This window comes from Bradyrhizobium sp. I71 (assembly GCF_022354745.1).
GTDB lineage: Bacteria > Pseudomonadota > Alphaproteobacteria > Rhizobiales > Xanthobacteraceae > Bradyrhizobium > Bradyrhizobium liaoningense.
Genome location: NZ_CP059398.1, coordinates 362056 through 384164 on the forward strand (window position 1 = coordinate 362056; position 22109 = coordinate 384164).

Sequence of the window (22109 nt, forward strand, 5' to 3'; positions counted from 1 at the left end):
CGAACGTTCCCGCGCATCGCCTGCGATATCAGTCATCAAACTCGCCTAGCGGACCGCCGATCGGAAAAGGCGGCATATGTTCGGGCGGTACCGCCGCAACAAGCAGAAAATCGTTAGCGAGCGGCGTTCGCGACAAGACCTCCATCGAACCGGTCAAGGGATTGAAGACCTGCCAGCCGACTTGACCGGTGTCCACATCCCAGCAACCTGTGGGATAGTGCGGCGGAGGCGTTGTTCCCTTCATATTTTTGGCCTCGTGCTTCGCAAGAGGCATCCGCAGGACTTCCAGTTTTCGGAACACCGGCTCTAATACAGCGAATTGAGGCGCGCCGGACTCGCGAACCGTCCGCAAGATTTCGTAGAGTCCGAAAACCCACAATACGGAATGCGCCGAGCATTCGGAGAGCAGGCGGTCGCGCTCCTTCTTACCTTTCACGTCACGCGCTAACGCGGCCAGCCTCGCCTCCATATCCAGAAGAAGGCGCTCGGCATAGCCAAGTGTTTGCACACTTAAACTTGCATACGGGCAGTCCACATGCGTCAGCCAAAGACTACTGTAGATCCAGAGCCGCTTCCGTCGCGAAAATTCAGGCGGAACCGCCCGGCCGAGACTCGCAAGTGATCGCTCTGGTTCGCTCATGCGCTGTCAAATTCCGCCATCAGAACTGCGCGGCCCGTTCAACCAGGAATCGAATACCGCCCGGCGGCGCTGAGATATAGCAGATCGAACGCCGCATAGACGCTCGATAGCAAGCCTTGATCTTGCCCCTTGCCAGCGCGGCCGCAACAGTGGCTCTCTTATGATACGCGGCGAACAACAAGCGATACGTTTATCCCCCTCGCCTCCTGAGCTTAGGATCAGGCCGTGCATCTCGTACTGTCGAGCTTTGGAGTTTGCCTCGCTAGGCGTTCCATTGCGCGTCTTCCTCGTCGTCGTCATTTCTCGCGGCCTCAACCTGCTTGCGCATGTGTGCGTGCGTGACCTGTGCCCAACGACGAACGGCACCAATTGGATGCTCAAAAAGGGACCGCAGGGGCTCCTCGTAGATTGCATAGTACGTGGTGAGCGAACCGGTCCAGCCAAACGAGTGCATGTTCTGAACGAGGTAACGATGCACGTCGTCACGCTCCCCGAACTCGTCCAAGAGTCGCCTCATGAGCGGATGAAAATCTGCTCCTTTGGTGCGGGTTGTTAGCACGGGCAGAATGCGGGCTAGAAAGGCAGGTCCTGCATCGGGGTTCGCATGAGCCCAAGCAAAAAGAAGGTCCTCAGGCACGTACAAGACCGCAGGCTGCTTTTTATTGGCAAACGAAGAACTGTCGCCGAGGACATGCTCAATATGCCAAGCCGTTAATCGATCGCGGACAATGGCGTTACCGAACGGAGGCCAAACGAACGGCGCGAAGCGCTCAAGCATGATTGGGAGTAACGGTTTGATAAGATCACGGGCGTTGCTATCAGGGTCCGCGGCAAGGTAAGCCGCTAACTTTCCAGCTGCGGCACGAGCATCTGCGTCATTCCGACCTTTCTTAAGCAACCAGCCCACCATCTCCTTAAAGTAATGCGCATCCATCTGCGAGCCGTGGCGTTTCGTTCGATTTTTAACGTTGTCGACCGCGAGCAGGAGCTGCGGCCGTAACTCCTCCAGACGGTCGGACTGGCCGTGTACGAACATCCCCAAGAGGTCTAGAGCGACCGAATAGCCGATGCCCTCTTGCACGAGGAGATAATCAAACAAGGCCGCTGCGGAACGCGTGTCGAGCTTAGAGAAGACGCCACCCATTCCCCAGTACGACATCGCGGTAGGCGGCAAAGTCCCTTCTTGGAGAGCTGCGCAAACCATGAGTACATCTACCGCGTTGATACCAAGCCGAAGGCACAAAAATGGCAATATGGGCGCATAGACCCCGGAGTGGACGGATTCGCGCTTGAAGGCTTCCACGGCAGCGGGGTGGCGTGATGCAAGGCCAGTGTAAAAACCGGCGATCAGGCCGTAGTTTCGCTTGCCATCGGGGACCGCAGCGTAAGCATCTTTGATCGGCGTTTCCCAGAATAGCGGATCCTCCGACAATTCCGCGATTGCTTGCCCGAAGGGTACCGACATTCGTTGCTCGCTCTCGGAGAGCGAGCCGAGTAACGAAGACAGTTCGTCAGGCTGCAAGAGCAGCTCTTTCGCCAGATTCCGAACTGTATCTACCTGCCGTTTCTCTCGTTCCTGGAAGTCAAGTTGCTCGTCGATCGGGTAATCCCACGGCATCTCTGTGACGATAAACCGGACACGACTCGCCGTATCTTGCGGGGTGAGGTCGGCGATCAGTTCTCGGATGCGGGCCTCTTCACCGGGTTTAAGGTCAGAGAGGTCAAATTGGAGAACGTCGCCTAGCGCGTTGAGAGCCGTTGGCCAATACGGATGGACTGTACGCACTTTGGCCACCCATCGCTCGATGTGGTCAAGAAGATTTCCTTCGACATAAGTGCGGAACTGATGCGCGATGCCATGACGCGCTTCCGCTCCAACTGAATCATCGCGAAGGGCGAGCGTAACCAGCCGATCAGCGCAGGCTATGACGTAATCCCACGCCTCATTCCAATACTTCGGCTCCCAAGGCTCCAATGCAGGCCGGCTGCCATGAATCTCTGGACCCACCATGCGGCTGTTCGAGTGCATGTTGATCGCAGCGACCAGAGCTTCGACAACGATCGGCATCTGTTTTGGATCGTTTTTCCGGAGCAGTTCATCAAACAGGCGAAGCCGCGACGCGGGGGGCGCGGTTGTGTTCGAGAGAAATACCGGAAAAAGCGCTTTGAACTGACCGATCGAGTTGTTCGACCATTGCTCATTTTCAGCAACAGCAAGTTTCAACAAGAGGAGTGCGCCTCGTTCGAAAGTGGACTCAATAAAAGCAATTTTCTCCAATGCGTAAACCAGGCTTCTCCGAAGGTCGCCGCTGACGTTCATAGTCTGTTTTACGGAGAGAGGCTCCAGAATGCGCTCCAGGAGGCTTACGACAACCTCGGCGTCTATCTCGGATAGCGCGTTGATGACTTCTGCCGCACCTTCCGTGGCAAGAGCTTCGAGCGAGGCGAATGGGCCATCGAACCGTGCAGCGTGGCGAGCTACTTGAGGGGCAACCGGTACGGTGTTGAGCATAGCAAGTTGACGAGCAACATTCTGTCGGAGCCGTTCTGGAAGGTTTCCGGCCAGCACTTCGTCCCACTTAGGTGCCCCCCATTGCCGCCATTGACGCTCGGCTAACGCCATAGCAAGCGGTTTTGGTTGGAGACTGATCAAACGTCCATGGCGTTGAACAACTCCCCGTGCCTGAAGATCATCAAATGCGGCACGCAAGTCTTCAGTGGAGCGCCCGCGCGTAAGTGGAGCGACATGGGCGATGTCGTCGAGATCACTACTGATTCCTAGAAGGCGGAAGGCCCCGAGGATCATTCCGGCATCTTTCAGTAGCGGCGCGTCGAAGGGCTTGCGTCCAAGAAGAATTCGATCGATGAGTTCATCGTTCGTGGCTGCCGCTATAGGCATGTCCTTCAACCATGCCTGTCCAAGCAAAGCCGCCATCTGCGGGAAGCCACGAGCAAATTTTAGCAACCGACGATGATCTTCGCCGGGCAAATCGGGCGCAATCTGCTTGATCATTCCCTCCACGACGGTGTCGCTAGCCTGTTGGACGAGCAGCAATTCATCGTCACCTTGAACGGACGGTGGAACCTCGTGGTCAATTGTGACAAGAGAGATGCGGCTGCCAGTGCGCTTCACCATTGCCGCAAGGTCCTGATGGGACCCCAGTGGACAGCGGTCGACAACGACGATTGCGCGAAAGCCGGAGTCTACAAGCGTTTGCACGATGCTCTTGATTGCCACCGTGCCGGCTTCAGACTCGACTGCGTACAGGACAAGATCCGACAGAAGTGCCACAGAGCCCTCCTCCTCGGACGGGCCTAAGGCCTCGTGAACGAGCCGCGACTTGCCTACGCCTGACAGACCCACCACGCGGGCAACACCGCGCGGTCTTCCGACCAAGGAGCGAAGCCTCTCGCGAAAGCTAACCAAACGTGGGTCGATAACCCACGGCAAGCTATCGAACCGGCCCGCCCAGTGGGTCCAATCTTTTAATGGGCCGACCATCCCGGGCTGCGTCTGCTCAAGCACCCACACAGCGACCGGCGGCAGCACGTTCACCCATGAAGCAATTTGGTCTGCGTCGCGAAATTGAATACGTTCTGGGCCGACCGCAAGACCGCCCTTGGCCAAAGCCTTCCGGATACTTTCGACGCGCGCTTTGATCAGCTTGTTCTCATAGAACTGGCCACAAACCATGATGTAGCAGCCGCCCTGCTCCAGAGCGTCGCGCACCATGGGCTTTACATCACCCGCAGTGGTAAGCACGTCAGCACCGGCTTCGGCCGGGGTAATCCGGCCGGCTTTCAGCTGGAACTGGGAAACGCGGTTCGGCAGGAATTTCGTGCGGATCGGGCCGCCTTGCCATTGGATGCGCGCATCTTCACCGCCATCGGCGGCAGTGATGTTCGCGGCAACATGAATGCCATCCATGGGGAGATCGCCACTAAGCGCTTCACTATCGAGCAGGCGGCGCATGAGCAGAACGAGCTTGCGGGGGCTGAGTGCGGAGATGTGCTTGCCGGTCACTTCGAATGGTCGGGCGCCTTCGGATTCGATCGGGGCAACTTTGCCACCCGACAGAGTGATCAATGCTGAAGGGTTCGCGTCTAGAAGGCGCAGAATATTGGCAGTGGCGGCCGCCGGTTTGATCGTCCCGTTCTCGTATTTGGTGAATGCGCGAGGACCTCCGCCAAGGAGCTCCCCGGCCTCGACCTGCGAGAGACCGATTTTCTCCCGTATGCGGCGAATGTCGTGAGACGAAAGCTCATCAGCCATCTCTTACACCATTGCGATCCAATCTGCCATCGTATACACCAATATGGTCACATCGAGGTTTAAACGCAATATATCCCCGTAACATATTGATATCTTGGATTTATACTCGCCTTGCCTCAAGACACGCCTGTACCGCGTCTAGTTGCGCGAATCATCTGCTGGGGCGGCCGACCTTAAAGGCAAGGAAAGGGGACGCAGATGGTGCAGTTCGGCGATTGGTGCGTTTTGGCCGATGGGCAGGTAGGAAATCACTTTCGTCGAGTGATGACAGGGCAGGCTGGGAACCTTGCCGCAGGTGTTCAAGCAACAGCGGCAGTCGTCCCGGGGCACTACGCGTCAGAAGAGCACGTAGCCCGAGCACTCCGGCGGCTTGGAAAACCCGCAGCCGCGGCCTTGATCGAGGGCAAGCTGCCCACGACGAAAGCTATCCGCTCGGGTGATCTCGGCGAAATCTATGCGACGGAATGGATCGATGCCCATAGCGGTGGTTATCACGCGCCGATCAAACGGCTGCGCTGGAAAGACCATCGCAACATGGCGATGCGCGGCGAAGACGTGATTGGTATGCTTCAAGATCCACAAACAAAGCTTTTGCGCTTCCTAAAGACCGAGGCCAAGAGCCGAGTCACTCTCACTGCACAGGTTGTAGCCGAAGCGCGAGCCAGCCTCGACAAGGATGGGGGGCTACCTTCGGGGCATGCCCTCTCATATGTCTCTGCCCGCCTGCTTGAGCTTGGCGACTTGCCCTTGGCGGACGCTATTGACGATGCCCTGCTTAAGCATGGAATTCCGCCCGCGAGTGTACGGCACCTATTTTTCACATTCTCCGGTAATTCACCGGAGGCGATGCTGACTGCCTCACTTCAGGCTTACCCAGGTGCCTTTAACCAGTGGGGCGTTGGTCTCCGCGTCGACGGCCATGCCGCTTTCATCGGCGCTGTCTACGATCAGGTAATCGCCAATGCCAACAACGCCTGAGGCGATAATCGCGGACATCAATGAAGCTGCAACGGCAGGGTTTCGCGGACGCCTGATCGCTCGCGGACAGGCCAGGGCGATCATTTGGCGCGATGGCGTCTTGCCACCAGACGCGCCAGCGTTCGCGCCTCAGCTCAGCTATGATCTGCACTCCTATGCTTACGCCCTGCTTGGCTTGGGTCTTCGTCTCCGCGAACTCGGCGGCAACGCTGCCCAGGCGCGTACCGCCTTTGAGCAAGCCGCCACCGCGCTCGAGGCAGTCATCGCCAAGGGCAATCGTCAGGAGGTCGATCGCGACTTCCACTTCGTCATGGCGGCGGCGAGCTATCATCTCGCGCACCTCTCCGCCCGCGCCTATTCCCTGCTTGCGATCGTCGAAGCCGACGAGAATTTCTCGCCGATCGAACGTGTGCTCGCCCAGTTGATGCGACGGAACTTCGGGGCATTTCGCGCCACTGTCCTCGATTACCGGGCTTCTGGCGAAGGCAGCGATGCCCGAATTGCCGCCGCCATCCAGGCGAACCTCGATCAGGCGGAGGGCGCGGCCAATCCCGTCGATGGAGGCAATGACTTCCTCTTCGACGGCCTCGACGCGGCTCTGACCGATGCCTTCCTGGCGGCCATGTCGCTTTTCCTGCTAGCTCTGGAACGCGGCGAACGGGCCCTGCTCGATCAAGCGGTGGCGCGGCTTCGGGTGAACCTCACCATTTGCAGCGAATTGAACATGCTGCCGCAGTGGTGGACGCATCGCATCGCAATCCACCTCCTGTCGGACCTCTGGTCGAGCACTTTCCACGAGAGAGTGCCGCTACAGCCGGCGGGCGGCGAAGCGGTCGATTGGCCTCGGCTTCGCGAGCTGTTCATTGCATTGCTTCAACAGCGTCCCAAAGCGGAGGTCGATCTCTGGCCATCGCAGGTCGAAGCAGCCTCTCGTGCTGTCGATCAGTCCGACGATCTGGTGGTTTCCCTGCCTACGAGCGCCGGCAAGACGCGCATTGCCGAGCTGTGCATCCTGCGATGCCTGGCTGGCGGCAAAAGGGTGGTCTTCATCACCCCGTTACGTGCCCTCTCGGCACAGACCGAAACCACCCTGCAGAGGTCCTTCGGCCCGCTCGGCAAGACAATCTCGGCCCTCTACGGCAGCATTGGGGTCAGCGGCTTCGATGAGGACGCGATCCGGGAACGGGACATCGTGGTGGCGACGCCAGAGAAGCTCGACTTCGCGCTGCGCAACGATCCGTCCCTCCTCGATGATGTCGGTCTCCTCGTCTTTGACGAAGGGCACATGATCGGCCTCAATGAGCGTGAGGTCCGCTACGAGGTACAGATCCAGCGCCTCCTTCGCCGTCCCGACGCGCACGAACGGCGGATTGTATGCCTGTCGGCGATCTTGCCCGACGGCGATCAGCTCGACGACTTCGCCGCGTGGCTGCGGCGTGATCATCCCGGCGGCCTGATCAAGAATGACTGGCGTCCGACCCGGCTGCGGTTCGGCGAGGTGATATGGACATCGGCCACCGCGCGATTGAACCTTCGCGTCGGCGAGGAACGTCCGTGGGTGCAGCGTTTCCTCACCGGGGCCGCGCCACCCAATTGGATTCCACCAAAGCGCCGCCGGACGCGCATCTTCCCGGACGATCAACGCGAACTCTGCCTGGCGACGGCGTGGCGGCTGATTGAGGATGGGCAGACAGTCCTGATCTTCTGTCCGGAGCGGCGAAGCGTTGAGCCCTTCGCCGACGTGATCGTCGATCTTCATGAGCGCGGGGCGCTGCGCTCACTGCTCGAAGCCGAACCCGCGGTCCTCAACACTGCGATCGCGCTGGGAGAGGAATGGCTCGGGCCGAATTGTGCAATCCTCAAATGCCTTCGCCTGGGAGTCGCGTTGCACCACGGCGCCCTACCAACCGCCTACCGCAAGGAGGTGGAGCGCCTGCTGCGCGATAATGTGCTCAAGGTGACCATCTCCTCGCCAACCTTGGCTCAGGGCCTCAACCTGTCCGCCACGGCAGTGGTTATGCACTCGCTCCACCGCAGTGGCGAAAAGATCGACATCTCCGAGTTCAAGAATGTGATCGGGCGAGCCGGCCGCGCCTATGTCGACGTCGAAGGCATCGTGCTTTTTCCAATGTTCGACGACATTGCGAAGAAGCGACGCAACTGGGAAGCTCTTATCAGCGATCTCGGCGCGCGAAACATGGAAAGCGGGCTGGCGCTTCTGGTTTGGACGCTTTTGTCTCGTATGCACGCGCGGATCGGCGGCGACCTCGGTCAGCTCATCGACTATGTCGTCAACAACGCCGCCGCTTGGACTTTCCCGGAGATCGCGAACGAGGAACCCAAGGATCGCGAGCGCGCGCTCGCCGACTGGGAACGGCATGTCGCAACGCTCGATACGGCCATCCTCAGCCTGATCGGCGAAAATGATATCCCCGACGAGGGAATCGAAGCCGCGCTGGACGACATTCTTCAGTCCTCGCTCTGGCAGCGTCGCCTTCTTCGTCAGAACGAGGAGGTGCAGCAGGTCCTCAAGGCGGGCCTTGTGTCGCGAAGCCAACTTATCTGGAGCCAGTCGACGGCAGTGCGGCGTCGGGGCTATTTCCTGGCTGGGGTCGGGCTGACGACTGGGCATGCACTCGACGCGATCGCAGCGGGCGCCAATCTTCTCCTGATCCAGGCCAACGGCGCCATTCTCCAAAGCGACGCCGAGGCGGCGATTGCCGCCATCACGGCACTCGCCGAGCAGGTCTTCACCTTCTACCCCTTCACGCCGGACCCTTTGCCCACAAATTGGCGGGATATCCTGCGCGCCTGGCTGCTCGGACAGCCTCTTGCCGGCATCGCCGCCGGTCAGGAATCGGAGACGCTGCAGTTCATCGAGGGAGGTCTGGTCTATCGCCTTCCGTGGGCCATGGAGGCGATCCGCGTTCGCGCAGCCGCGAACGGCGATACGGTCGGCGTCTTTGATCTTCCCGTCGAAGCTCACGAGCTTGGTCTCGCCGTTCCCGCCGTCGAAACCGGCACGCTGAACCGTTCTGCGTCAATCCTCATCCAGGCCGGCTTCAACTCGCGGCTCGCCGCCATCAAAGCCGTCACGGATACCGGCGCCACCTTCCAGACCGGGCAAGAACTTCGGCAATGGCTCAATTCCGAAGCCGTCGCGGCGTGGAGCGCGCAGCCGAATTGGCCGACCGCGGAAACCAAGGCGATGTGGATGGATTTCGCGCAAAGCTTTACGCCGCGCGAAAATCGCACTTGGGCCAATCGCCGATATTGGGCGAACGTGGCATGGCTCGGCGCGCCACCGCCGCCAGGCACGCCCGTCCAGATTCATCACTGGGCCGGTCAGCCCCGCCTGCTCTCGACCGACGGCACACCGCTTGGCACCGTGCAGGCCGCGCTCAACCCCGGGAGAGCCGGGGTGTTGCGCGCCCAGGTGGCTCAGGACGTCGGCCGTATCGACATTACCTACGTGGGACCGGCCGACCTGTCCGGCGCATAATGCACTATTATAATGTGCCCGCTGGTCGTGCGCGCACCGCCTTCTCGATATTATCGACGAAGACCTTGATCAGATCGGCCGTGTCCTGAACGAACGCCTTGGTGAAAACCTTCAGCTCGTTCCCGTCCCGGTCGAAGCCGTTCCGGTGGATACAGTCATGGCGCAGCATCACCGCCTTGAAGAGGCTCTGCTTGTCGTTGGCCAGGTTCAGGATGCGGAATCCGAGAGCAATATTATAGAGGACATCGACCTTGGCGAGATTGTGGTACAGGATGGAACGCAGGTGCTCCCGGACCTTGCGTTCGACCAGCCCAGCATCCTTGGAGATATCGGCGAGTGTGAACCTCTCCTTTGCGAGATCGTCATCCTGATCGATCAAGCGCTGCATGGTGGCTTTGTCGGCTATAACCTCATTGATCAGCGTGTCACCCAGATAGGCTTCTAAAGCCGTGACCTGGTGCGAAAAGACCATCCGATTGAGCAGATGGCCGCCGTTGTCCTTTCCATGATCGGCGAGCAGATCGCCAGTATGATGATAGGAACTCATGAAGATCGTGAAGGGATTGTCGGGGGCCGTATAGTCGAGCCACTCATCGGGCTCTGGCTCGCCATGTTCGAGGCCGTAGTCGAAATCCGCAATGACGTGGTGAGGCCCTGCGTTCGTCTCATGATTGTTCTCGATACCGACCGGATACTCCCAAAGGCCCCAGGTCAGCTCGCCTAATTCGGGATGCTCAATAGTCGCCTCATAGTGGATTTCTGGCCCCATCTGGCGCTCGTCGCCGTCCACTGCATCCCAGTCCAGCTCATCGCCTTCGATCTCGTAAACTTCCCCGGTCGTATTGTGGCTGATCCGAGCGTTACCGTTGCAGTAGACCTTCATCACTCCCCTCCCCTCGAAAGCTTGCAAAGATGCTATCACCAAAACTATGGCCGGAGGTCGTTGCCATGGGTTGGCTGGCGTGTCGTCGAGTCATACGACAAGGATAGCGGCAAACATCGCGATTAATCCCGGGACCTGAAACCATTCTGGTATTGTCGCGCGCCATTTTGACGATCCTGGAACGCGATCGATCAAGCAAACAAAACGTGCAAGCGAATCGCTGGCATTGATCACCCAGGACATGATTGCATGTGTCTTCCAACTAATGGACGAGGGCATTCGTTGAACGATGGGCGATAGCGGGCCCAAACCATTCTTCTCCAGCGCACAAATGAATTCAGCGGTTGCGCCAGCGGCAAGATCCGGAAGTGCGGCGAGATCTTCCAGCCCATAGCTACCATCATCCGATCGTGTTGTTCCCACTCGGAGGTGTCCCATCATGGCGCCTCCCTGGTTGCTGACGGCGCGACCGATCAGCTCGGTCAATTTCGTCAGTTGCCCGACATTGGCGGCGACCTCGTCTTCATCGATGATAAAGAGAACATCCTGCCCTGGCGCTGACAGGCCGCTGATCAAAAAGGCACCGAGATGGACGAGCCACATCACTCGCGCAATTACGAGAGGCTTCCAACAAGCTGCGAGTTCCTCCCGTGCCGCACCATCGCTCCCGAAGGTGGGCCGTTCGTTCTTGTGAATTGCGAAAGTGACTAGAACGCCAGTCAAGCTTTCAGCCAAGGTCAAGAATGGCGCCAGAGCATGGCGACGAATTGCATCGTTGAGCGCCTTGAATGCGATACGCCGACGATGAGGCAAGACCTGCTGGCGAAAAGCGCGTTGCTGCTGAAGCCAGCTACCGTTCTGGTCGAGATCGATAACGAGAAAACTGAATGTTTCAAAAGCTTGCTGTCTTAGGCTACCGCCAATATCGCACACGATCATTAGCCGCTGCCCTCGGCTTTTGCGCAGGAGCAACGGTGGCGCGCGAGTCAATCGCTGCTCGAAAACCTCCGCGAGACCGATACCTAGACCGTCTCGGCTGAATTTGGCCGGACCGTATTTCATTGCCAGCCCAAACGACTAAACAGCGACCGTTCTGACGGCAAGACCAAGCGATCATCCCAGTTAATGGTTTTCGCTCTCGGCTTTTTTGAACCATCAGGCGTGACAATTATAAGCTCGCCCTCGTCACGAAGGAGTGCGATCTGGCGACTAAGAATCTCAGACGTGACCGGCGTGTCATTGCAGTTACCTTCAAACAGCTCCTCGAGCGCGAGACCTGCACCATTACGGTTCGCTGTATGAATCATGCGGGGCAGCTGATCGATGACGGCCGCTTCTGAGCGTTTCATCGCGTCATCGTCGAACATAAAAGTCAGAAATCCCTGTCGCAGATCTTTCGACGGGTCGAAACCGAGCGCATGGAAGCCAGCCCCACCGTGATGTTGAAAATGGTTGTTTAACCGCCAATGCAGCTTTCCCATTTCATCGCGTGCCTGACGATGGTTTGACAAGTGTAGCAACCAATAGGATCGATGGGCTTCAACGGAATGAATGAAGAATGGCGTATAGAACCGAGATCCGGTTCGATTTTGGATGTGGCGATACAGTCCATTCTGGATCAGGTAGCGCCAGCCCTCTCCTGTGCGGAGATCGATCAATGCCCGGACGTCTTCGCGATTAAGATCGATATTCAGGAGCGCCTGCGTTTCCGCAGTCTTCACGGACAAGAAGTCGATCAAGGCATCAACGGCGAACGTTAGCAGGATTTCGGGGTTTTTCAGGGTACACAGGATCTTACGGATCGTCTCGAGCCGAACATCACTCCAGCCATATTGGTCCAGGAAGAATAACGAACGATGCGCAGATCCTTTCTTCTGGATGTGCGCGAGCACGTCGGTGCAAGCCTCCTCGAACAGGGCTTCACAGATGAAAATGTCCTGGCCGAGACGGGCACCATAGCCGCGCTTCTCAAGTAGGTCCTTTAGGAAGGCCACGTGATGAGGGTTGGCGTCTATGAAGAAAAAGTCTGCCCTGACGTTGAATCCCTTCGCGCGTGCGGCGTTTAGCGCCTTTTCCGCGGTTTCGACAGCGGCCAACAAACGGAGCGGCGAACCATTAACCTCGGCAGAGCCCTGCCGATAGAGCCCACCACCGCTAAAGCCGTCCACGATGGTCAAGTTGAGCATCGTCTGGCTTGGGGTGCGTGTCAGCCGCTCAATATAGATACCGAGGTATTGTTCGAAAATGTCGTGTTTCGCGACGCTGTGGGCCCCCAGCACAGGAAGTGGCTGGCCGAGCTTCCACTCATACTGTCCACTCATCGCGAAAGGTGCTCCGTTGCTCGTCGCTGATGACGCAGAACCCGAACACTAAGGACGCTTCAATGCGCTGGCGACAACCTCCCATTCTTGCCCAAGAGCAGGACAAGGGCAGGCGTTGCCCATGCAACAGCTTATTGTTGTGTCGAAATAAGCCCCCGCCGTCCGGCTAGGCTATCGAGGGCGACAGCGAAGCCTTCGGCATTTCGTCCCAAACCTTATCGCGATATACGCGCCCGTTGGCCTTTTTGGAACGACGCTTATTGTCTTTCCCCCATGTCCCCCACTGTTTGAAGAAAAATGCCGTATTGTGCATCGCACAACGGTCAAAGATTTCATCAATCCATTCCTCGCGGATCGGGCGGGCAGACCTCCCGCTCTCTCCGCCGACGATCGCCCAATGAATATCGTGAAGATCGACGGCGCCTACCGAACCGATCAGCGGCTCAAATGAGATGAAACGGATCGCCGCCGGCACGGTCCGCAGATAATCGATGCGGCCGACGACGTCAGCGTTCTCGACGCTCGTGCCGAGCCACACGTTCGGGAGGACTTCGCCGATCTTGGAGTGAACAAGAGCGCCCATTCGCTCCGGACGTTTGGTGAGAATCTGATAATGATGGTGGGGCGTAGCGCGCATGACGGCCCAGACTTTCAGGATGAAGGTATCCGTCACCCGATCGTGAAACAGGTCGGACATCGAGTTGACGAATATCTTTCGGGGCTTCTTCCAACCTAGCGGAATATCCAACGCAGTTTTATCTTCGCGAACAACGCCATTCCAAACCGTTCGCTTTCCACTCCGGCGCGTCAGCCCTCTGTATTTCGGGACGCTCATCGCCTGAAGACGTCTTGCCATCTCCATGGCATAGCAGTTCGTGCAGCCGGCGCTGACGATGGAACAGCCTGCAACCGGATTCCAGGTGGCGTCGGTCCACTCAATCTGTGTCTCGGCCATGACCGTCCCCACATCGCACGCTCGATGACGTCGTTCGTCGATCAGTCAATAGCAGCTTAACTGTTAATACCGAGTTGGAACGCCTCGATCGCAGCGGCCATCGCTATGCGGAAGCTGATCATTGCTCCAGATCACATGGCGGTCGTCACGGCTAGGCCAGCGTCAGTTTCGAAGTGCTCATCTCGTTGCCGCCTCGTGCCCGCAGTCGCGGACCTGGCCGATGAGCCAACGCATGAGAACAAATTAGGAACATTCAGCCCCTCAGTCAAGGTCGGAGTCACCTCGGATCGAGGGATTGCTGCCGATCGATAAGGCGGCAGGGCCAAGTCTTCGCGGCAAGTTGATCGTCAGGGATCCGCTTGGACGATGCTGGCGCGGGGTCGTTGGGAACGGCGGCCAACATCCGCCAGGCTGACTCCTTTGGCTTTGCCGCGACTTGCCATCTTTTAGACTAATGCTTCGAAATCGCCTTCGATCAATGATCTCAATTTCAGGTCTTCGAGGCATACCGCGCGAGGCGCTTTCTGACATCTGCTGTCGGCAGGCGGCAACGCGGATGCGTTGAGATGGCCGTCAGGCAAGCGTGCAATCGATCATTCGGCACATGCCGACCTGTCTCCAATTGATCAAGGATCCACAGGACGCCGTGCACGCTAAGCCCTGTTGAAGCGGCGAGCTGGCGCAGACCTCCGTCGCCTGTCAAAAGCGTCCAGCCGCGAACAGTCGCCAGCGAGAAGGCAAATGCGTCGGGCACAGAGAGGGCCAAATTCGCCCGGCGCGTCGAAGTTGCACGCCTCACTTCATCGGGTGTCAGTTCTTCCACACGCAAGCCCAAGGCGATCAGTTGCTCGCCCAGGGGTCCTTTGAGTTCGCGGTGAAAGAGAAGGTCCGGAACGGCGAATTCGAAGGGCAGCCGAAACAGATCCTGCAGAAGCGAGCCCCGCTCCAGGTCGATGATGGCCGAGGTGTCGGAGACAAGGACACGCAAGGATCAGGTGGCCCCCTGATCGAGGCGCGCCTCCAGTTCGCGAACCGATATGCCGAGGAACTCCGCCGCCCTCGCCTCGCCGATTACTTTCTCGGCCAGCGCGCGATAGCATAGCCGCTCGAAACGCTTCGGCTCTTCCCGTTCAGGAGGAATCGTTTCAGGCTCTTTGTAGGGATACGATCGCCAACCGCGGGTCGCGAACACCCGAAAAAGCTGCGAGAACGCCGGCCCGCTGATGATCCCTAGGTCTTTGCAGCGATAAGCGATCGCCTGAATGCTGGCGCCGAAGCGTCCTTTCAGGGCGACGAGTTCGCCAATGCTGATGGACGAGCGATTGGCGCCGACCTCGGCGCGGATAGCATCGGCTGGCATCAGGAAGGCCCCGGCGAAACGATGCGCCGCCTTTTCGGGGTCAACGTCCTGGGCAGGCGCGATCACCATGTGTCCGAGTTCGTGTGCCAGCGTGAAACGCTTGCGTTCTGACCAGGTGTCTTTCCTGACCACGATCACGCGCGCGGCTTCGCGGTCCTTGCGCCGCACCTTGGCTGCCAAACCGTCGATGTCGTCCAGATCAAGAGACAGGATCTTGATCCCTCGCTCCTCCAGAAGTTCGGCGAGCTTCGGGATCGGGTCGTTGCCAAGCCCCCAGTCTTCCCGCACCGAACGCGCGGCGTCTTCCGCGTCGTGCAAGTCATTGACCGGGTGTGGCGCACTGCGAGGCTTTTCCCAGTCGACACTGCGCATCTGCAGGAGATCTTCGACAGCAAGATAACGCTCCAATAGATGAATCGTGCGCGCCTCGATCGTTGCCTCCTCGCGGGAGGACGGAACCCTCTTCCGGAACTCGATACCCTCCAACACCAGCTCTTCATCGCTCAGAAGGTAGTCTTCCGTAACGCCAAGGGCCTCCGCGAGCGCGATCAGCACCCGGGAGCTCGGCATGTCTTCATTTCGTTCGTACTTGCCGATGGCCTGCGGCGTCACCAACCCACCGATCCGGGCCGCTAATTCCCGCAAGGAATGGCCGGACGCAGCGCGGGCCACCTTCAGTCTGGCTCCAATCATGTCCGATTCCCTTTTTCCTGAATAGTTTACAATATGCGAAAATAATTTGCAATTTGTAAACCGCAAGACCTTGCGAAAGTTCAATTACTTCACCATCTATTGAGGAAGATGGCGGAATTCCCCGCCGGTTTTGTAAACCGAGCGCCTCATGAACGAACATGCACGCTTCTCCGGGGGCCGCGGCCCCATCGACCCGTTCCTTGACCCACTTGACGCGATTCTCGCGGATATCGCCATCAACTGCCAGCTTCCGCCTGGCCTGTTCGCCAAGGCGACCGCCCGCTACGAGGCGGTCCGGACCTACATCGAGCGCCCCGGGAGCCCCCTGGCCGGCAAGGTCATCTGCTTCTACCCGCAGGGTTCGATGGCCATCGACGCCACGATCTCGACGCGCGGCACGGACAATGAATACGACCTCGACATCGTCGCCGAACTCGACATTCCGGAATGGATGCCCCCGAACGAAGCTCTCGATCTGCTGGAGGAAGCACTCAGGGGCTATCCGGTGGAGATGGTACGGCAGACCCGCTGTATCACGCTCCGCTACGCCGATCGGATGCACCTCGACATCACGCCGTCTCGGCGGCTCGCGACCCCGAAAGACCGAGAAAGCGTCATCTTTCATGCAAAGAAGGGGGAGCCGACGCACAAGCACAGGTCGGTCGCCATGAACGCGTGGGCGTTTGCGGAGTGGTATCGGCGCCAGACCCCGACCGAGGAACGCTTCGCCCTCGCCCTCAACAAACGCCTCTACGCGGCAGACGGCATGGATTTCGCCGCCGATGCCGATGTGCACGAGGTTCCCGAACAGACTCCCCTGATCATCAAGAGCGTGACCACAGTCGGGTTGCAACTCATCAAGCGTTTACGGAACGTGCTCTATACCAATGCATCTGGCCGGATTCCGCCGTCAGTCATGCTCTCATGCCATGCTGGTCATGCCGCAAGCCCCGGCATGTCGTTGTCGGCGATGGTGATCCGGCAGGCGCGCTGGACGGCCCGCGCCATCGATGCCGCGGCGAGCCGCGGGCATCTGCTCGATGTCCGCAACCCCGAATGGCACGAAGACCGCTTCACGGACCGCTGGCCTGAGAACCAGGCGCAGCAGACGGAGTTCGCGCGTTCCCTGCATGATCTCGCCAACGGCCTGGAAGCCATCAAGAACGGGGATGTGCAGCTCGAGGATCTGCAGAATTGGTTGCGGGACTATTTCGGCGAACGGGTGGTGACGCGCTCGCTGGATACGTTCAACGAGCGCACGGGCCGCGCCATCCGTTCGAGGAGCCAACGTTACACGCCCTCCGGCGGATTGTTCGTGCCCGCCGCGCCCGCAATCATCGGCGCCGCAAGCACGATCTCTCCTGTCGCGGCGAGGTCCCATACCAATATGGGTGAACGCCGTTGAGCGGGATCGTCAGCATCGATCAGCAGATTGCGATGATGACTGATAAATGGCCCGCGTTCGAGGTAATCCGGCGTGAGGGGGCGAGCGCAACGTGGCGCGGACCGCTACGTCCCCTGCTGCAGACCTGCAGCGTCGAGATCAGCTACCGCGCGCCGAGCGTGATCGAACTACTCGACAATCGTCGCTTGCAGCCGCGTGTCCGCATCCTGTCGCCGCGGTTGCGACCGCGACGTGGCGATCCGGAGGGTCAACTGCCACACGTCTACTATATCGGCGACAGCGCGCTCGACGTGGCGCTGTGCATGTTCGATCCGGACAGTGACGAATGGTCGCCGTTGATGACGATCGCCGAGACGACGGTGCCATGGGCGATCGACTGGATCACGTCTTACGAAGGATGGCGGGCAACCGGGACATGGACTGGCGGTGGCAAACACCTCGAAAAGCCGGTTCTGGCTGGGGAGTGAACGATGAACTACGTGCCACCGCGTCGCTCCGATGGGACACTCCAAAAACGGCGGACGAGACTCCCCTGGCCGGCCGGCCGGCCGTTTCGAATCTTGTCGATCGATGGTGGCGGCATCTGCGGCATCCTGCCGGCATCGATCCTGGCGGAATTTGAAACCCGTTTTTTGAACGGCCAACCGATCGCGCGCCACTTCGACATGATCGCCGGCACGTCGACCGGCGGCATCATCGCCCTTGGCCTCGGTCATGGAAAGCGAGCCCACGAGATCCGGGACATCTATGTCGAGCGCGGCGGACATATTTTCCCGCCTGCAGGGTTTTTGGGTGGGTTCTTCCGAAAGGCGAGGCGGATCGCGCGCTATGCCTATGACAGCAAGGCCCTGGAAGAAGAATTGCTTCGTATCTTTGGCGACACCCCGTTCGGCGCGGCGCAGACCCGCCTGTGCATCCCGAGTTTTGAGGGGCGACACGGGGAACCCTGGATCTTCAAGACGCCCCATCACCCCGACTACAAGAAGGACAGGTTCGAGCGCATGGTGCGCGTCGGCCTCGCGACGTCGGCAGCACCGACCTTCCTGAAGGCCCTGCCGAATAACGGCTATGTCATGGTGGATGGCGGATTGTGGGCCAATAATCCCGTGATGAACGCCCTGGTGGATGCGCTTTCCTGCTTCGAGCTTGATCGTGGGCAGATCCAGATTCTCAGCCTCGGCTGCGGCGAAACGACCTTCAAGGTTGACGAGAAACGCGCGAAGGGTGGCGTTTTCCAATGGCGGGACGTCTTCAGCGCCGCCATGCGCGCACAATCCCTGAACGCCCTTGGGCAGGCGTATCTGCTGGTGGGGAAAGATAACGTCTTGCGAATCGATGCGCCCGAGACACCCACCCCGATCCCGCTCGACGATTATCGCCGTGCCAAAGCCGAATTGCCGGCAATGGCGCGATCCCTCGTTGAAGCGTCAGGACATCGCGCCGAGCAACTGTTTTTCGGCTCCTCGGCAGCTATCTATCAACCCTGCCCTTTATGATACTTCATATTCAGGTCACACGTAAAATATGGCGCAATTCAGCTCAGCCACGCGCTGCTGGGTCGTTTGGACAGGTTGCGATAACTTTCTACTATCGCCAAGATGGCTAAATCGATAGTCGATGCCAAATCCTGGCGGTCGCCGCGTAGCTGTCTTTATGACGTGCAAGCGTGCGCTTTGCCGTGATCAGACATCAAAGAACGCCGTCCCGTTATCGCTCTGCAGGTAAATATCGGGCCGATAGCAGGCGGTTCACGATGGTCCTTGCGTTGGGCGATCACAGTTCGGAAACGGCGTTCGTCCGCGGCGCCCAGTGGATCAATCCTTCGCGCCATTCATCAGAAAGATCACGCATTGCGCCTGCCGTAACCGCCGTCGCCGACCACAGCGATCGGCCGCCGTAGCATGAGAATAGAGGGAGACCTGCTCGCCCGCTCGTCATTGTCTATCTGCCGATGAGCTCGCGAAGCTTGAGGCCTAGCATTGGCCTCCTTGCCCGAAAGCGATTTCGCGAACTGCATTGCACTGTGCGTCAAGCCTAGCGATCCGATCCATTTAGAGGTTCACGTCCAGCCGGCCTAATGAAGTTCGATGCGGGTGAAGCGCTCCGACTCAAATTTTTCTTCCGATTTCTTCCAACGACTCCAATTACTTACGTCTTCGGCCTATTTTCGTGTTGGACGTATTGTTGGACGTTTCGTTCGACGCTCAACTTGGCTCGCGTGCCCACTCAAAACTCGTTCTGCCTCTATGGAAATCCGTGAAGTATTGGTGGTAGCGCCTGTATTAGCAACACGGTGCCTCCGCCTAACACGCTGGCACCCACGACGAGCAGGGACAGGACGCGCTCCCAAAGCATCTCGTTGCTGGCAACGTCATTCGAATTTGGCATCTGTTTGCACCCGCTTTTTTCGTGCGACGAAGTCGTCATAGACTGAGTCGTCGGGTCGCCGAGTGGCGAAATTTGCCGGAAAATTAACTCATGATTCACCGACTCGGGCGCCCTGCCCGATGGGCGCTGGTGTCGGTTTCGCGCTCCGATCCGCGTTCGTCCTTCTCGAGTCGGCCCCTTTGTAGAGGGTCCCTCCAGGACCTCGGGAGGGATTCAGCGCATTCGGGGTCGTGGATCAGGCAGCAACTCTACGTCAGCCAACGCGTCTCCCCCAAGCAAGTCGCCGACCTCGCCAATCCGGCCGTCCGACGCGAACTGCAATCGTTCATCGACGGCGTCGGCAACTTGCCCGCCCGGTTCGCCCGACGAATATGCAGCGCTCTTCGCGGCCGTCTATCCGAGCGAGGCGGACCGTCGGACATACATCGCCTCGAAGATCAGGGTGCCAAGCCTTCCAACGGGCAGGTTACATTGGCGACGCTGATGAAAGGCGCGCGTTGTCGGCTGCGCTTGCAAGGCTATCTCTAGTGGTCCGAGCCTTACTCGGGCGCTGTGGCCCTCCAGTCATGGTTCTGGGTAAAAGTAATAAAGCGTTTCAAGTGCTCGTCGGCGAATCGATCGTACCATTGGATACCGATGGTGCGCACGACGTCGAAATCCCTCACACGAACCTGTATAACGTCCGGCGACTGCGTCAGAGTTGGAAAGAGAGAAATGCCCACGCCGGCAGCCACGAGCGCGAGCGCTCTATCGTCCTGGTCCGTTTGATAGGCGATCCTCGTCTTGATACCGCGCGATTCAAGCACCTTCGACGTTTGCTGAAAAGTCTCACAGCTTGTGCGGATGATAAATGGCTCGCTTTCGAGATCAGCCAGCTTCACGCTGTTCTCCCGCGCAAAGCGATGGTGTCTTGAGATGGCGAGAATGTAAGGCTCTTTGAACAGTGGGCGCGTCGTAAACTTCGTGCCATCATTTACCAAGCTTGTGATGATCACATCCAACCGTTGTTCGCTAAGCTGCTCGAGCAAGTCTTCGCGCGAAGCATCGAACAGCTGGACCTCCGTATTCGGCTTTGTCTCCATATATGCGCTCAGCAATTTGGCGACGCGGAATGTAGAAAGAGTCTGAAGGATGCCGATCCGCAGCGGCTTCGGCACGACGGTGCATTTCAGCTCCGCCTTGACAGTATTGCAAGCAAGCAAGATTGACTTCGCCGTTTCGAGGAAACGGTCGCCTGCCGGTGTCAACACGACGCGCGACCGGTGCCGATCAAGCAACTTCACGCCGAGCTCCGTCTCGAGCTTTGCGATGCTTGCGGAAAGAGCCGGCTGCGAGACGGCAGCGTGCTGTCCACCCTTCGTGAAGCTGCCAGTTTCAACGACGGCTACGAAGTGTTTGAACTGATATAGCTTCACCGCGTGCTTAACCTCCCGTGACATTCATAAGGCGACCAACCGCGACTTCGGATCGGCCGCGCTCGATCTTGAAGTCGTGCCCCTTTGGCTTACGCGCGATCGCGTTTCGGATGGCGTGCTCAAGCAATACGTCATCGCTCGACGTGCGCAGCGGCGTTCGCAAGTCGGCCGAATCCTCTTGTCCGAGACACATGAACATAGTGCCCGTGCACGTGACGCGGACGCGATTGCAGCTTTCGCAAAAATTGTGGGTCAGAGGGGTGATGAAGCCGACGCGGCGCCCCGTTTCCGCAACATGCACATAGCGAGCCGGACCGCCGCTTCGATAGTCGCTGTCTTCGAGCGTCCACCGCTCGGCAAGACGTGAGCGCACGAGGGTGAGTGGCATGAATTGGTCGACGCGGTTCGGGCCCATCAGATCGCCCATCGGCATCACCTCGATGAACGCCAGGTCAAACCCCTGCTCGCCACACCACGCGACAAGATCGTTGTGCTCGTCGTCGTTCACGCCTTTCAGAGCAACCGTATTGATCTTGATGATCAGGCCGGCGCTCTTAGCTGCATTCAGCCCATCCAAAACACTCTTGAGCTTTCCCCAGCGCGTAATTGCCTTGAACTTGTCGGCGTCCAAGGAATCGAGCGACACGTTGATCCTTTTGACGCCGGCGGATCGCAATTCATCCGCATACCGGGAGAGCTGGGTGCCGTTGGTCGTTAGTGTGAGTTCGCGCAACATCCCGGACTGCAGATGGCGCCCGAGACGTCGAAAGAGCTCCATGATGCTTGTACGAACGAGGGGTTCTCCGCCCGTGATTCTGAGCTTGGTCGTGCCGAGCCGCACGAGCGTTGAGCAGAGACGATCAAGCTCATCGAGTGTAAGCACGTCTTTTTTGGGCAAAAACGTCATGTCCTCGGACATGCAATAGATGCAGCGACAATCGCATCGATCCGTCACGGAAACACGGACGTAATTTATTACTCTGCTGTACGGATCAATCATCATGTTCGTCTCACAATCCCTAGATCGTCGAGGAGCTCTTTTGTCTCTTTATTATTGAGCGGTGCATCGCAACCTTCTCGAAAACCGCCGAAAATCCGAAACCGTAGATCGCGATCGCGGAGGTTGGTCCGCTACAGCAGCTCTTGCCACACTGCCTGAACCCGACCAGAACGCTACGTACTTCTTACCCTCACTCAATTTTTTGTCGTTATGCGATCCAATGGTGCCGATGACTGGGTTTGTCACTCGGTCAATTGGAAGACTTTATCAAGGCACACGCGGATGCAGACTTGATC

General features: G+C 58.6%; 15 protein-coding genes. 5 read left to right on the top strand and 10 right to left on the bottom strand.

What is annotated here, in order from left to right; genetic code table 11:
• Window positions 1-28: 28 nt before the first annotated feature.
• Window positions 29-640 (bottom strand): hypothetical protein, encoded by a 612-nt coding sequence (locus tag FJV43_RS01690; protein ID WP_239624157.1) that lies wholly within the window; start codon window positions 638-640, stop codon window positions 29-31.
• A gap of 262 nt (window positions 641-902) precedes the next feature.
• The gene (locus tag FJV43_RS01695; RefSeq protein WP_239624158.1) at window positions 903-4913 is read right to left on the bottom strand and encodes a type II toxin-antitoxin system MqsA family antitoxin; all 4011 of its coding nucleotides are present in this window, start codon (window positions 4911-4913) and stop codon (window positions 903-905) included.
• A gap of 198 nt (window positions 4914-5111) precedes the next feature.
• On the opposite strand from FJV43_RS01695, the gene FJV43_RS01700 reads away from it, so the two are divergent.
• Both FJV43_RS01700 and FJV43_RS01705 read left to right on the top strand, forming a co-directional pair.
• Window positions 5112-5891: a Hachiman antiphage defense system protein HamA gene (locus tag FJV43_RS01700; RefSeq protein WP_239624160.1), complete on the top strand. Its 780-nt coding sequence runs from the start codon at window positions 5112-5114 to the stop codon at window positions 5889-5891.
• Complete coding sequence (locus tag FJV43_RS01705) at window positions 5875-9393, top strand: DEAD/DEAH box helicase (protein WP_239624162.1); 3519 nt, start codon at window positions 5875-5877, stop codon at window positions 9391-9393. The genes FJV43_RS01700 and FJV43_RS01705 overlap by 17 nt, the downstream gene beginning before the upstream one ends.
• Window positions 9394-9400: 7 nt before the next feature.
• Here the strand turns inward: FJV43_RS01705 and FJV43_RS01710 are convergent, their stop codons facing one another.
• From FJV43_RS01710 to FJV43_RS01735, 6 genes are all read right to left on the bottom strand, one after another.
• On the bottom strand, window positions 9401-10276 hold the full coding sequence (locus FJV43_RS01710) for a hypothetical protein (protein ID WP_239624163.1): 876 nt from the start codon (window positions 10274-10276) through the stop codon (window positions 9401-9403).
• Between the two features lie 90 nt (window positions 10277-10366).
• Complete coding sequence (locus FJV43_RS01715; protein WP_239624165.1) at window positions 10367-11338, bottom strand: hypothetical protein; 972 nt, start codon at window positions 11336-11338, stop codon at window positions 10367-10369.
• A complete protein-coding gene (locus FJV43_RS01720; RefSeq protein ID WP_239624167.1) occupies window positions 11335-12597 on the bottom strand; it encodes a three-Cys-motif partner protein TcmP in 1263 nt (420 codons plus the stop codon). Before FJV43_RS01720 ends, FJV43_RS01715 begins: the two co-directional genes overlap by 4 nt.
• A gap of 166 nt (window positions 12598-12763) precedes the next feature.
• Window positions 12764-13552, bottom strand: a complete 789-nt coding sequence (locus tag FJV43_RS01725) for a DUF5131 family protein (RefSeq protein ID WP_239624168.1) — start codon at window positions 13550-13552, stop codon at window positions 12764-12766.
• Window positions 13553-14042: 490 nt separating this feature from the next.
• Window positions 14043-14540 (bottom strand): hypothetical protein, encoded by a 498-nt coding sequence (locus FJV43_RS01730; protein ID WP_239624170.1) that lies wholly within the window; start codon window positions 14538-14540, stop codon window positions 14043-14045.
• A 3-nt stretch (window positions 14541-14543) separates the two neighbouring features.
• On the bottom strand, window positions 14544-15689 hold the full coding sequence (locus tag FJV43_RS01735; RefSeq protein ID WP_239624172.1) for an XRE family transcriptional regulator: 1146 nt from the start codon (window positions 15687-15689) through the stop codon (window positions 14544-14546).
• A 64-nt stretch (window positions 15690-15753) separates the two neighbouring features.
• Between FJV43_RS01735 and FJV43_RS01740 the strand changes: the two genes are divergently transcribed.
• Genes FJV43_RS01740 through FJV43_RS01750 form a run of 3 tightly spaced genes read left to right on the top strand, consistent with a single transcriptional unit; the run spans window position 15754 to window position 18506 of the window.
• Window positions 15754-17010: a nucleotidyltransferase gene (locus tag FJV43_RS01740; protein ID WP_239624173.1), complete on the top strand. Its 1257-nt coding sequence runs from the start codon at window positions 15754-15756 to the stop codon at window positions 17008-17010.
• Entirely contained in the window at window positions 17007-17477 is a 471-nt protein-coding gene (locus FJV43_RS01745; protein ID WP_239624175.1) for a hypothetical protein, read from the top strand. Before FJV43_RS01740 ends, FJV43_RS01745 begins: the two co-directional genes overlap by 4 nt.
• A 3-nt stretch (window positions 17478-17480) precedes the next feature.
• Window positions 17481-18506 (top strand): CBASS cGAMP-activated phospholipase, encoded by a 1026-nt coding sequence (locus FJV43_RS01750; protein WP_239624177.1) that lies wholly within the window; start codon window positions 17481-17483, stop codon window positions 18504-18506.
• 1431 nt (window positions 18507-19937) lie between these two features.
• Here the strand turns inward: FJV43_RS01750 and FJV43_RS01755 are convergent.
• Together FJV43_RS01755 and moaA are read right to left on the bottom strand one after the other, a co-directional pair.
• The gene (locus FJV43_RS01755; RefSeq protein ID WP_239624178.1) at window positions 19938-20813 is read right to left on the bottom strand and encodes a LysR family transcriptional regulator; all 876 of its coding nucleotides are present in this window, start codon (window positions 20811-20813) and stop codon (window positions 19938-19940) included.
• A gap of 7 nt (window positions 20814-20820) precedes the next feature.
• Window positions 20821-21816, bottom strand: coding sequence for a GTP 3',8-cyclase MoaA (gene moaA, locus FJV43_RS01760; protein ID WP_239624180.1), 996 nt, complete (start codon window positions 21814-21816; stop codon window positions 20821-20823).
• Between the last annotated feature and the right edge of the window lie 293 nt (window positions 21817-22109).

What these genes read in the sequence shown, in the direction of transcription:
- moaA (WP_239624180.1), bottom strand. Translation starts at nt 21,816, where the DNA reads ATGATGATTGATCCGTACAGCAGAGTAATAAATTACGTCCGTGTTTCC.
- FJV43_RS01750 (WP_239624177.1), top strand. Translation starts at nt 17,481, where the DNA reads ATGAACTACGTGCCACCGCGTCGCTCCGATGGGACACTCCAAAAACGG.
- FJV43_RS01725 (WP_239624168.1), bottom strand. Translation starts at nt 13,552, where the DNA reads ATGGCCGAGACACAGATTGAGTGGACCGACGCCACCTGGAATCCGGTT.
- FJV43_RS01740 (WP_239624173.1), top strand. Translation starts at nt 15,754, where the DNA reads ATGAACGAACATGCACGCTTCTCCGGGGGCCGCGGCCCCATCGACCCG.
- FJV43_RS01715 (WP_239624165.1), bottom strand. Translation starts at nt 11,338, where the DNA reads ATGAAATACGGTCCGGCCAAATTCAGCCGAGACGGTCTAGGTATCGGT.
- FJV43_RS01720 (WP_239624167.1), bottom strand. Translation starts at nt 12,597, where the DNA reads ATGAGTGGACAGTATGAGTGGAAGCTCGGCCAGCCACTTCCTGTGCTG.
- FJV43_RS01695 (WP_239624158.1), bottom strand. Translation starts at nt 4,913, where the DNA reads ATGGCTGATGAGCTTTCGTCTCACGACATTCGCCGCATACGGGAGAAA.
- FJV43_RS01705 (WP_239624162.1), top strand. Translation starts at nt 5,875, where the DNA reads ATGCCAACAACGCCTGAGGCGATAATCGCGGACATCAATGAAGCTGCA.
- FJV43_RS01710 (WP_239624163.1), bottom strand. Translation starts at nt 10,276, where the DNA reads ATGAAGGTCTACTGCAACGGTAACGCTCGGATCAGCCACAATACGACC.
- FJV43_RS01700 (WP_239624160.1), top strand. Translation starts at nt 5,112, where the DNA reads ATGGTGCAGTTCGGCGATTGGTGCGTTTTGGCCGATGGGCAGGTAGGA.
- FJV43_RS01690 (WP_239624157.1), bottom strand. Translation starts at nt 640, where the DNA reads ATGAGCGAACCAGAGCGATCACTTGCGAGTCTCGGCCGGGCGGTTCCG.